The sequence below is a fragment of the Chamaesiphon sp. OTE_75_metabat_556 genome (assembly GCF_031378165.1).
Taxonomy (GTDB): Bacteria; Cyanobacteriota; Cyanobacteriia; order Cyanobacteriales; family Chamaesiphonaceae; genus Chamaesiphon.
The window spans coordinates 1-10,608 of sequence record NZ_JANNDR010000461.1; the positions used below are offsets into that span (position 1 = coordinate 1).

Below are 10,608 nucleotides of genomic sequence, written 5' to 3' on the forward strand. Positions count from 1 at the left end.
ATGAGTTGTATTTTCCCACGCCAGAAGTGGCGGTCGATCGCGAACAGACGCTGCGATCGCCAGTGGGATTGCAACAAGGATTGACTTATACTGTCGTATCCCAAGTCCCCTTCCGCGATCGCCAATTACTCGATCGCGCGAGCACTAATTACCCCCAAAAAATCAGTACTTATTACCTGCAAATTCCCGACAAAATCTCGGCCAAACTCCAAACATATACCCAAGATCTAGTCGATCGTGCACCGCAACAACAAGTCGGTAAAGATAGCCAACCGCTGACATCTAATTACGCTAAAGCACTCTATCTTGCCCAATATCTCAAGCAACATTATCGCCTCCCCCAAAATCCCCTGACACTCGATCGTGTCCCCAGTGGCGAAGATTTAGCCAGTTGGTTTCTGTTCCGCTGTGAAGGCAAATCGACTAGTTGCGAAGCGGGTGGTTATGGCGATCACTTTGCCACTACCTATACAATGATGCTCCGCTCGATCGGGATTCCCGCACGATTAGTCGTCGGCTTCGATCCTGGCAATTTCAATCCCTTCACCGGATTTTATGAAGTCTCCAATACCGATGCTCATGCCCTGACAGAGGTCTATTTCCCCGAATATGGTTGGTTTGCCTTCGACCCGATTCCAGGGCACCCCTTGACCCCACCAGGTGTCGATGAAGACCAAACTTTTAGCACGTTGCAACAACTTTGGAACTGGGTGGCTAGTTGGCTACCTTCGCCAGTGACGGCTTGGTTGGCCTATGCTTGGTCGTTAACACTCGGCTGGTTAGTTGTCGGTATGTCGCTATTTTTCGGTTTATTTAACCAAGGTTGGTTGGGGATATTTAGCGGGATTGCGATCGCGATTTCTGTTGCTTTTTGTGGCTGGTGGAGCTGGCAACAAATCCAAAAATGGCGACATCGCCAATGGTTGAAAAAGTTATCACCAGTCGAACGTATTTATCAACAAATGTTAGCCAATCTTGCTATCCCCAAACATCCCGCCCAAACTCCATTGGAATATGCCCAATCCGTGAGAGATACTCGATCGTCTTCGATCGGTACGGTAGTTACCGAAATCTCTCGATCGTACACGGCATGGCGATATGGGCAAGAGGCACAGCAGGTCGATCGATTACAGGAATTATTAACCACTCTCAAAAAAGAGAAGGCAAACTAATTGAACAATTCAATCCTATCTCCATGAAAAAGCCGATCTCAAACAAAATTAAAATCAGGATAGTCGGGTGGGCATCGCTTGTCTTTATGAGCTTACTTACATACACGAATCAGCCGGACGCATTCAAGGTCACAAAAAGATAGATGAGGGTGTATTGAAGTTCTCAAAGACAGGACAATAATACTCGCTTTTTATTATCGTTAAGCTATCTAACTTGCGATCGTGGAATTTTTTGCGGTACCAAACAATAGCCCATCGCCTTAACAATCGAGGTGACATTACTCAATCGTGGATTACCATCATCAGATAAGGCTTGTTGTAACCCTTGTCTAGTCATACCAACTTGTGCCGCCATATCGCCAACATCCCGCACGCGAGCCAGGACGCGCAATGATGCTAGTAATATACCAGTATCATTATCTTCAGCGAAATCTTGGAAAATTTCCGTCAGATAATCATCAATTTCTTCAGGATGGTCGCGGAAATAGACTTCAGTAGCTTCTTCAAGGGTTCTCAGTTTTCGCATTAGTTTGATACTCCTGCCAATTGGCTTTAGCGTCTTCTATGTCGCGGTCTTGACTATCTTTGTCTCCACAATTCAGATTGTATCCTGATCTGTGTAATGGCAGGCTGAATAATGTAATCGAGGTAAATAGCGTCGATCGATAGACATTATGTTAGCAACACTGGTATTTATTATTACTGGATTTTGGATTTGGATGTTAATCGATTGCTCCCAGGACAAGCGCACTCGATCGAGCTGGTTTTGGATCGTTTTGTTATGCTACTTTCCTGGAGCTTTAGTTTATTTTGTCGATCGACAAAATAAACCTCAAACTCGTAAGATCGTCAGTCCGCTCAGACACATTCAACTTAAGCAAGAATTATATCGAGCTAGAATTGCCGCTAGACACATTGGCAAAGCTTATCAGTTCTTAATTCTAGGAAATATCTTATTAGAATTAGGCGATCTCGATCGAGCCGCACTATCCTATCAGAGAGCATTGAGCAAAGAACCAAAAAATCCTTATGCTCTATGGGGTGCAGCATCGGTAGCATTCGATCGGAAGCGATTTGCTGTCGCCGCAAGACATTTAGAATTATTACTCAAAATAGATCCCAAGCATCTGCAAGGTGATGCATCGATACTGTATGCGAAAGTGCTATTTAATTTAGGTAAATGGTCGATCGCTAGATCGCATTTAAAAGAAGATATTCATGATTGGGGACATCCTGAATCTACTATTCTGTTAGCGAGAATTGAAATCCAAGATCGCAATACTGGTATCGCCAAAAAATTACTTGAGGATTTACTTTCTAAACTCAAAGATTCTCCAACTTATCATGCTCGAAGGCATCAACAGGTCAGCAAAGAAGCAGCAAGTATGCTGAGGAGTATTTCGTTGCCAAGTTTCAGATAATTTGAGAATAATTACTAACACAAAAAATCCCTAGACCGAAGTCAGGGATTTTTTGAACAAACGAAGAGGGCGAACGACGGGATTCGAACCCGCGAGTGGAGGCACCACAAACCTCTGCCATAACCACTAGGCGACGCTCGCCATATTTCTACTGTAAGACCCAATATAGCATGATTTAAATAAATTAGTCTAGGGTTTGGAGTAGAATAATTTTAGTGTGTGAGTTGGGTACGGTATGAAAAGCTGGCTAATAGTCTTGTTGGGGCTAGTAGGTGTGGGTGGATTGGGATTTTTGACCAATCCCGATCGAGTGGCTTATGAAAATTATGCAGTCGAGCAAGCTGGCAACTTAGCTAGAGCAGAGTGCGATCGCGCGCCAGGAGGATTGGGGATGTTGGTGCAGGAGCCATGTCATGCGGCGATCGAAGCCTACAAACCCCAGCTTAAACCGTTACTAGCAGCGACAACAACGCGTCAAGACTGGGGACTATTTAGCATCTATCGATCGGATATCTCCATCCCCGCAGTCAACTTTAATGGTCGAGTCGAATCGATCGGGTTATTCGATCGCTTTTATACTTACAAAACGCCGTGAACTAACCGCTACAGAGTGCTGTACTTCTCCCTTATAATGATGAAGGCGCAAGTACAGTGCTCATCAAAATCATGCTGGAAAATCCAACCAAACCGATTAGAATTGCGATCGTGGGAGATGTTCACGACCAATGGGAGGATGCGGATGAGATCGCCCTCCAGCATTTAGATATCGATTTGGTCTTATTTGTGGGTGACTTTGGCAATGAAGCGGTCGAATTAGTCAGTCGCTTGGCCGCGTTAGATCTGCCCAAAGCGACGATCTTTGGCAATCATGATGCTTGGTATACAGCCAGCGATTGGGGTCGCAGCAAAAGTCCTTACGACCCCAAAGTTGAAGATCGCGTTCAGCAGCAGATTAACCTCTTGGGTGCTAGTGCGGTCGGTTATGGCAAGTTAGATTTTCCCCGACTCAATCTCTGTGTGGTCGGCAGTCGCCCGTTTAGCTGGGGTGGGATGGAGTGGAAATACCGAGATTTTTATCAGGAGCGGTATGGGATCGGGAGTTTTGAGGCATCGATCGATCGGATTGTTGAGATGGGGATGAGTACCACCTGCGAACATTTGATTATGATCGGTCACAATGGCCCGACGGGATTAGGTGAGGAGCCAGAATCGATCTGTGGCAAGGATTGGGGGGAACCCATTGGTGGCGATTATGGCGATCCAGATTTAGCCGCTGCGATTTCGCGCCTGCAAACCCATGGCAAATCGATTCCCCTGGTGACTTTCGGTCACATGCACCACAAACTCAGACATACTAAAGATCGTCTGCGACAGCCGATTGTCGTGCGACCTGGTACGGTGTATCTAAATGCTGCACGGTGCCCACGCATCCTCTCGACGATCGAACGAACGGTTAGGAACTTTTCACTGGTTACGATGCATGAGGGGAAAGTCACTCAAGCAGGCTTAGTCTGGATGACAGAAGATTTTCAAGTGGGTTTAGAAGAAGTTTATTGGCGTGCTGAAAATGATGCCAAGCAACCTGAAAGCTCGATCGTAAACGCAATCTAACTGCCGACTACTCCCGCATTTTGACCAATGCGTCTCTGACCGTAGTTGGTAATTGCCGCATAATTTTACCTTTTTCCCGATCGACTGCGACTAGTGTCACCATCCCCGTTAGGTAAGTAACATCGCCAGCGACTGACTGGATCTCATATTCCCAGACGATGCGGACACCTTCCATGTCGATGGTTCGCGTTTTGACGATCGCGGCTTCGCCCATCTTGAGCGCGCGATGATAGCGAACCGATAGATCGACGACAGGGAGATCGCAACCCACAGCCACCAAATCGGCAAAATCAATCCCAATCGATTTGAGGCAAGCGACTCGTGCTTCTTCCATCCAGGTAAGATAGGCACCATGCCAGACAATTCCGCCATAATCGGTATGATGGGGATAGGCCACGATCGGGTATTCAAACCAATTGGCGGACATGGCTTGATAGCTCAATTTTTCGAGTGCGCTATCGGCGGGAATTTGAGAACGAAGATCCGTAGTTTCGGCCATAATTGGTAATCTCAGTTTAGCGATGCGGACAGCGATGTTGTGCGTTATCCTAACTGAATATAGTATGCAGCCTAGAGATGAATATACGCCGGATTGCCGCACTTGTATGGGGGTTAATTGTAATTGTCGCTAGTAATACGATCGTGATGATGCCGTCTGCTAGTGCCGATTCAGTCACACAGCGCAATATTAGCTTTACATCCTCGCAACAACAGATTGTTAACCAGCTCAAGACGGCGAATGTCGTGTATCTGGGCGAAACTCACGATCGATTATCAGATCGTCAGCAGCAGCTCGCAATTATTCAAGCTTTATATCAGCATAACTCGCAGCTCGCGATCGGGATGGAGATGTTTCAACGGCCAGCACAGCCGCTGCTCGATCTCTACTTAGCCGGCAAAATTACTGCTGCCGAGTTGCGAAAACAATCGGAATTCGATAAACGCTGGGGTTTTAACTGGGAATCTTACGCACCGATCCTAGAATTTGCCAAAGCGCACCGATTGCCAATCATCGCTCTGAATACACCGACAGAAATCAGCCGCAAGGCAGCCAAACAAGGCTTGGAAAGCCTAACGCTGACAGAGCGGCAATATATTCCCCCGTTCGACCAAATCGACCGTAGTAATGTCAAATATCAGCAGATGATTTTGGGCAGTTATCGTCAACATGCTGGCATTGTATCGATCTCTAGCAAGAGTTTCGATCGGTTTTATACTGCCCAATTATTATGGGATGAAACTATGGCCGATCGCGTTGCTAATTTTACCAACCAAAATCCCCGCCACCAAACGGTAGTTATTGCGGGTAGTTCCCATATTATCTACGGATATGGGATTCCCGATCGCGTCCGGCGGCGAGTGGCTAGTCCGAAATTCACTCACAAAACTGTCTTACTCAGTCCCGATAACCTCCTGCTCCAACCCCAAGCTGCGGACTTTATCTGGGATCGCGAGCGTTAGATCGATCGAGCCACAATAAATAATTCACTCACAAACAAAAGTGGTGCCTATGTAAGCACCACTTTCGTTTGAGTAATTAGATGAAAACTCTATTTAGTCGCTGGTGTAGTTGTTACAGGAGTAACTGTGGGAGTAGTGCTAGCTGGTACTGTTGTTGTACCAGTAGTAGTGGTCGTGGTAGTTGTCTTTTTAGTTTTCTTGGAAACTACAGCTGTTTTCTTTTTGGGCTTACAATTAGCGTGCGTTTTGGTTGGCAGCGTCGCAGGATCGATCGCCTCTGTACCGACAACTAAAGACTTGTATTTTCCAGCACCATTAACCAAAGCTTCACCACAACCATTGGCAGCAACATCTTGACGTTTGACGGCTTTGTTCTTGGCATTCATCCCCGTAATTGGGTATTTTTGTTTAGCTGTCAAACCTGTGACTACAACTTGATCTTTACTAGTTTTGTAAACTTCAGCAGCCGCGATCGAACTATGTGCCAATGTTAATAATGCGGCAAATGCGATCGTCGGAATCGAAAACTTGATGGACATAAATTTTATTAGATGTGATTGATTAATTTAGTTAGATGGTAGGTGCTGAATTATTAGTTGATTGTTGAGGGTTATTTGTTCCCCTGCATCGCCCGAATTAATTCGGCAGCAACTTCAGGGCGCGAAAACTCTGGTGGTGGCAATTCACCTTGGCGCAGTAAGTCGCGTACTTTCGTCCCCGATAAATGCACCCGCTGTTCGGGAGTACTGGGACTTGTTTTGGTAGTTGCCATCGACTTAGTAACCTGACAATAAAAAGCGTGCTCGAACATCATTGGTGTGATGCCGAGTTCACCTGGCTCGAATTCATTAAAAATATGTTGGGCGTCGTAGGTACCATAATAGTCACCGACGCCTGCATGATCGCGACCGACGATAAAATGGGTACAACCGTAATTTTTGCGAATCAAGGCGTGGAAAATCGCTTCACGCGGCCCAGCATAGCGCATCGCCGCTGGATTGATCCCCAGAATTACTCGATCGCTCGGATAGTAATGTTCGAGGATAATCTCATAGCAGCGCATCCGCACGTCAGCGGGGATATCATCTTCTTTAGTCGCGCCGACTAAGGGGTGCAGAAACAAGCCATCAACGGTTTCCATCGCACACTTTTGGATGTTTTCGTGGGCGCGGTGGATCGGGTTGCGGGTTTGAAAACCGACGATCGTATTCCAGCCTTTGGCTTGAAACTGGGCGCGGGAGGCTGCCGGATCGATTTGATAGGTGGGGAATTGTGGGTGTGCCTCTCGCTCTAGCAACCAGATCGCCCCTGCTAAATTAACATCACCTTGGTCGTAAACGACTTTGACACCAGGATGTTTTTCATCATCGGTGCGGTAGACATTAATCGCTTCTTGCTGCTTGTTATAGGTGTATTTCTGGCTTAATTCCAGCACGCCCACGAATCTCCCCGTCGCATCATCCAGCCGGACGAGTGTACCGACTGCTAAGGGTGCGGCGACAGCTTCAGTGACAGATAAGGTAATCGGAATCGACCACGGTAAGCCATCGGCCAACCGCATTTTGGCAACGACATTATTGTAGTCGGCTTCTGGCATAAACCCAATCAGGGGGCTAAATGCGCCGATCGCGATCATGACTAGATCGGAAAATGCCCGTTCGTCTAACGCAACTTTAGGTAAATGTTCGGCTTTACTCAGAAATTCGGCTTTTTGAGCGGGGGTGGCGATGCGATCTATCAATTTACCGCCGTGGGGTGCAATACCAGAACGCTGACTCAAACTAACTTCCCTCGCAATCTCGATATATTTTTATCAATCACTCTAGCAGCTTTTTAGCTCCGAATATTCAGTATCTTGACAGTAATACTCGAATCGCGAGTCTTGCGGTCGATCGAATAAGCGATCCATCCGCGTGATATTTAATAAGTCTCGCACTGGTGCGGCGATCGAACATAGGTACAAATCGCCACCAGCAGATCTGAGCATTTTGAGCGCAATAATCAGCGCGCTCAAGCCAGAACTATCGATAAAGTTGACATCACTCATATCGAGCAGCACTAGATTATGACCCGTCGCCAATAAAGCACTGACTTGATTGCACAGTTCATTTGCTTGGACGCTGTCAATTATGCCTGCTGGTTTGATAATTTTGAGAGGAGCAGCCATATCATCGACTCACGAATTTTCATTTAGTCTAAAGTTGGTCGGCAATCACCATCGCCAAATCTCTGCATCAGTTGCGATTTGCCAGTCGATCGACTACAGAAATTGCTGGAGTCTGTCGATCCAGTCTAGCCCGATCCTAATGATTTGTTTTTGGTTAAGATCTCTCCCTAACACCAATATCATCGCCTATTTGCGATCGCGCTCACATGGGCTGAATGACTTAAAATCGTCAGTATCGCAGCGGTAAACCAATCGATTATGAAACACTCCCGAGCTACGCGGCCGTGACGATCTGTTGTGACGGCAAGCGATCCCAGCTCATCGCACTTTCACTAGCCACATCAGCTCGATTTGCAGTCAATAAATTTACTTAAAGGTAAGCCTGTTAACAAAATCGATTACTACTACGATCTGGAGTACATGCGCTCTACAGATATACATAAGATAGCAAGATTTAGATCGAGCGATGGTTAAATTGATGCTGAATACCTGTGTTAGTTAGGACAGATAAGATTGATCGAGCGGGCAAGATCGAAGTTTAGCTAATTGCTGTAATGAATGCCAGCTATGACGGCAATCTGATCGATCGAGGTATTCACTAAAAGTTTCCAAGCTGTAGGTAACAAAGTGGCACTAGCGTATCGGGTGACACTCAGTGCTGCACCAGTTGGCAAAAAATTCATCGTAGCAATCTGTGGCGATCATTTGACTAGAATCGATCGACTTTAATTATCCGAATATGCTGTTCGTAGACTCGAAAAGTCGCTCGATTGAGTTTTGGAAATCGGTCGATCCTCTAAAAATTGATCGCTTGACAGCTTGAATAACTCGATCGAATCTCAAGGGGACATTCATCGATCGGATTGCCATTTTTCTCGCGATAATCGGCAGAGATAATGTTCGCGCAGCGGATGCTCAATTCGATGGGAGCGATGGTTGGGGTACAAACTGAGATACCCCGATCGATCTAGCTTACAGTCCCAACTCTTGATATCTAGCTTGGAGATCGCGGATGGTAAAGATCGTTTCAAAGTGTAATTCCTGCTCGGCATAGAATGCCGCACCACCTTGTTCACGATCAACTAATGTCAAGACTCGATCGACATGATAACCCGCCGCTCTGAGTCTTTCTACCGCTTTCATCGCCGATTGTCCGGTTGTGACTACATCTTCTAGTACTACCACCTTCGCACCAGGTTTGAGCGTGGCACCCTCGATATAGGCTTGAGTGCCATGTCCTTTGGCTTCTTTGCGAATAATCAGTGCCGGAATGGATTTACCTTCATAGACAGATACCACGCTGACAGCAGAGACGATCGGATCGGCACCAAGTGTTAAACCCGCGACGGCATCGGTATCTGCTGGTAGCATCGAGAGTAATATTCTGGCAGTAGCAACCGCGCCTTCGGGATGCAACGTTACTTGCTTGCCATTGATATAATAAGTACTTTTTTGACCGGACGAGAGGACAAAATCACCTTCTTTGTAGGCTAACTGACAGAGCAGATCGAGCAGATGTTGGCGCAGGATAGTTAGATTGATCGTTGGATAGGGAATATTGCCAACAGGTGAGTGCATAATTTTGATATCTAGATCTTTGGATACTAAATCTTATCCTAGTGCTGATCGCCTAACTCGATCCCACCAAGTAGCCAGGATATCTGGACAAAATTTCGATCGCCGGATCGAAATCTTCCCGATTGAGCAATCTACCAGTTGAATAATGTAAACAAGTGATTATAGAGGTTAACCCATGATAAAATTACAAACGCTCTGCGGTGTGGCACTAACTGTCGCTGCAACTAGCTGTTTTGCAACTCAAGCCCAAGCAGCAGAAGAGCTGATTCCCGATGCTTTCAATCGCGCGACGTTCGCTCAATCAGACGATACTTTCCAGAGTAATGGAATCGATCGTCAATTCACCATGTTGCTAGGTTTGAGCTATCCCGACAATAATGTTGTGAGTGACGCTCGATCGATCGATACTATCTATCAAGACTTAATTCGTCAACGTGTTGGCACGCCAATTCGGACTCGCGATCTACCCGATCCTTTTTCAAGCCTTCTGAATAATCCTGCCAAAGTTAATGCTGTCAATTAAGTGATTGTATCTGAGATCCCCGATTTCCAAGAGAAGTCGGGGATCTTGGCTGTCTTCAAAACTTTCGCGAGCGACTATTTTTTAAGCCTAGCTCTGACTAGTTTGATTTCTTCATAACTGTACTCATCGCCTAGATGTACTTTGATCGGCGTCAGCTTTTCAGCACCTACAGCCGCAATTGCTTGCTCGATCGCGGTGGCTCGATCTGGTGGTACGATTCGATCAAGATCCAGCTCATAACCGCATTCCATCAACTTGATGAGATGATCGATAATTGTATTTTCCTGCACCGAGCGTTTTTTGGCGATCGCAGCTAGACTCAAATCCTGTCGGTACAAATCGAGGGTTTGAAAGTGGGTGTGGGAGACATCACTTTTCGTCGGTGCACTCACTGGTAATGGTGGTGTCGCTTCGGATTCGGTGATGACGGGCAAGCCAGATTCAGCTCTAAAGGCTCTGATTTCGGCGGTAAACATTTCCCCATACTGAGCGAGCTTGCGCGCCCCTACACCGGAAATTTGGGCAAATTGGGCGAGGGTTTGGGGGTGTTGTTGCGCCATCAGTCGCAGACTCGAATCGGCAAAGATGACGTAAGGTGCCACCTTATTGGCATCGGCATACTGTTTGCGGAGCTTGTGGAGCCGATTGTAGAGGGCTTGAATCTCGGCAGTGTTG

Annotated in this window: 14 protein-coding genes and 1 tRNA gene; 6 read left to right on the top strand and 9 right to left on the bottom strand. The window is 46.5% G+C overall.

Annotation, left to right across the window (positions count from 1 at the left end; genetic code table 11):
* Positions 1–1,172 (top strand): transglutaminase domain-containing protein (locus tag RMO27_RS18635; RefSeq protein WP_309735298.1); only part of this gene is annotated, 1,172 nt, incomplete at its 5' end.
* Between the two features lie 205 nt (positions 1,173–1,377).
* On the opposite strand, the gene RMO27_RS18640 is transcribed toward RMO27_RS18635, so the two are convergent.
* On the bottom strand, positions 1,378–1,698 hold the full coding sequence (locus RMO27_RS18640; protein ID WP_309735300.1) for an addiction module antidote protein: 321 nt from the start codon (positions 1,696–1,698) through the stop codon (positions 1,378–1,380).
* A 148-nt stretch (positions 1,699–1,846) separates the two neighbouring features.
* Between RMO27_RS18640 and RMO27_RS18645 the strand changes: the two genes are divergently transcribed.
* On the top strand, positions 1,847–2,593 hold the full coding sequence (locus RMO27_RS18645; protein WP_309735302.1) for a tetratricopeptide repeat protein: 747 nt from the start codon (positions 1,847–1,849) through the stop codon (positions 2,591–2,593).
* 68 nt (positions 2,594–2,661) lie between these two features.
* Here the strand turns inward: RMO27_RS18645 and RMO27_RS18650 are convergent.
* Positions 2,662–2,734: transfer RNA gene (locus tag RMO27_RS18650), tRNA-His, on the bottom strand.
* Between the two features lie 94 nt (positions 2,735–2,828).
* On the opposite strand from RMO27_RS18650, the gene RMO27_RS18655 reads away from it, so the two are divergent.
* Entirely contained in the window at positions 2,829–3,188 is a 360-nt protein-coding gene (locus RMO27_RS18655; protein WP_309735304.1) for a DUF4359 domain-containing protein, read from the top strand.
* Positions 3,189–3,259: 71 nt separating this feature from the next.
* A complete protein-coding gene (locus RMO27_RS18660) occupies positions 3,260–4,204 on the top strand; it encodes a TIGR04168 family protein (RefSeq protein ID WP_309735306.1) in 945 nt (314 codons plus the stop codon).
* Positions 4,205–4,211: 7 nt separating this feature from the next.
* Here RMO27_RS18660 and RMO27_RS18665 read toward each other — a convergent pair whose 3' ends face one another.
* Complete coding sequence (locus RMO27_RS18665; protein WP_309735309.1) at positions 4,212–4,703, bottom strand: thioesterase family protein; 492 nt, start codon at positions 4,701–4,703, stop codon at positions 4,212–4,214.
* A 77-nt stretch (positions 4,704–4,780) separates the two neighbouring features.
* On the opposite strand from RMO27_RS18665, the gene RMO27_RS18670 reads away from it, so the two are divergent.
* Positions 4,781–5,665 carry a ChaN family lipoprotein gene (locus tag RMO27_RS18670; protein ID WP_309735311.1) on the top strand — a complete coding sequence of 295 codons (885 nt, stop codon included), beginning with the start codon at positions 4,781–4,783 and terminating at the stop codon, positions 5,663–5,665.
* An 89-nt stretch (positions 5,666–5,754) separates the two neighbouring features.
* Here the strand turns inward: RMO27_RS18670 and RMO27_RS18675 are convergent, their stop codons facing one another.
* The 5 genes from RMO27_RS18675 to pyrE form a co-directional block, all read right to left on the bottom strand.
* The gene (locus RMO27_RS18675; protein WP_309735314.1) at positions 5,755–6,204 is read right to left on the bottom strand and encodes a hypothetical protein; all 450 of its coding nucleotides are present in this window, start codon (positions 6,202–6,204) and stop codon (positions 5,755–5,757) included.
* A gap of 71 nt (positions 6,205–6,275) precedes the next feature.
* A complete protein-coding gene (gene sat, locus RMO27_RS18680) occupies positions 6,276–7,445 on the bottom strand; it encodes a sulfate adenylyltransferase (RefSeq protein WP_309735317.1) in 1,170 nt (389 codons plus the stop codon).
* Between the two features lie 42 nt (positions 7,446–7,487).
* Positions 7,488–7,832 (bottom strand): STAS domain-containing protein, encoded by a 345-nt coding sequence (locus tag RMO27_RS18685; RefSeq protein ID WP_309735318.1) that lies wholly within the window; start codon positions 7,830–7,832, stop codon positions 7,488–7,490.
* A 542-nt stretch (positions 7,833–8,374) separates the two neighbouring features.
* The gene (locus tag RMO27_RS18690) at positions 8,375–8,515 is read right to left on the bottom strand and encodes a hypothetical protein (protein WP_309735320.1); all 141 of its coding nucleotides are present in this window, start codon (positions 8,513–8,515) and stop codon (positions 8,375–8,377) included.
* 289 nt (positions 8,516–8,804) lie between these two features.
* Complete coding sequence (gene pyrE / locus RMO27_RS18695; protein WP_309735321.1) at positions 8,805–9,410, bottom strand: orotate phosphoribosyltransferase; 606 nt, start codon at positions 9,408–9,410, stop codon at positions 8,805–8,807.
* Between the two features lie 175 nt (positions 9,411–9,585).
* Between pyrE and RMO27_RS18700 the strand changes: the two genes are divergently transcribed.
* Positions 9,586–9,933, top strand: a complete 348-nt coding sequence (locus RMO27_RS18700; protein ID WP_309735323.1) for a hypothetical protein — start codon at positions 9,586–9,588, stop codon at positions 9,931–9,933.
* Positions 9,934–10,007: 74 nt separating this feature from the next.
* Here the strand turns inward: RMO27_RS18700 and RMO27_RS18705 are convergent.
* Positions 10,008–10,608: helix-turn-helix domain-containing protein (locus RMO27_RS18705; RefSeq protein WP_309735325.1), on the bottom strand; the 601-nt coding region annotated here is incomplete at its 5' end.

What these genes read in the sequence shown, in the direction of transcription:
- RMO27_RS18640 (WP_309735300.1), bottom strand. Translation starts at nt 1,698, where the DNA reads ATGCGAAAACTGAGAACCCTTGAAGAAGCTACTGAAGTCTATTTCCGC.
- RMO27_RS18645 (WP_309735302.1), top strand. Translation starts at nt 1,847, where the DNA reads ATGTTAGCAACACTGGTATTTATTATTACTGGATTTTGGATTTGGATG.
- RMO27_RS18655 (WP_309735304.1), top strand. Translation starts at nt 2,829, where the DNA reads ATGAAAAGCTGGCTAATAGTCTTGTTGGGGCTAGTAGGTGTGGGTGGA.
- RMO27_RS18660 (WP_309735306.1), top strand. Translation starts at nt 3,260, where the DNA reads ATGCTGGAAAATCCAACCAAACCGATTAGAATTGCGATCGTGGGAGAT.
- RMO27_RS18665 (WP_309735309.1), bottom strand. Translation starts at nt 4,703, where the DNA reads ATGGCCGAAACTACGGATCTTCGTTCTCAAATTCCCGCCGATAGCGCA.
- RMO27_RS18670 (WP_309735311.1), top strand. Translation starts at nt 4,781, where the DNA reads ATGAATATACGCCGGATTGCCGCACTTGTATGGGGGTTAATTGTAATT.
- RMO27_RS18675 (WP_309735314.1), bottom strand. Translation starts at nt 6,204, where the DNA reads ATGTCCATCAAGTTTTCGATTCCGACGATCGCATTTGCCGCATTATTA.
- RMO27_RS18685 (WP_309735318.1), bottom strand. Translation starts at nt 7,832, where the DNA reads ATGGCTGCTCCTCTCAAAATTATCAAACCAGCAGGCATAATTGACAGC.
- RMO27_RS18690 (WP_309735320.1), bottom strand. Translation starts at nt 8,515, where the DNA reads ATGAATTTTTTGCCAACTGGTGCAGCACTGAGTGTCACCCGATACGCT.
- pyrE (WP_309735321.1), bottom strand. Translation starts at nt 9,410, where the DNA reads ATGCACTCACCTGTTGGCAATATTCCCTATCCAACGATCAATCTAACT.
- RMO27_RS18700 (WP_309735323.1), top strand. Translation starts at nt 9,586, where the DNA reads ATGATAAAATTACAAACGCTCTGCGGTGTGGCACTAACTGTCGCTGCA.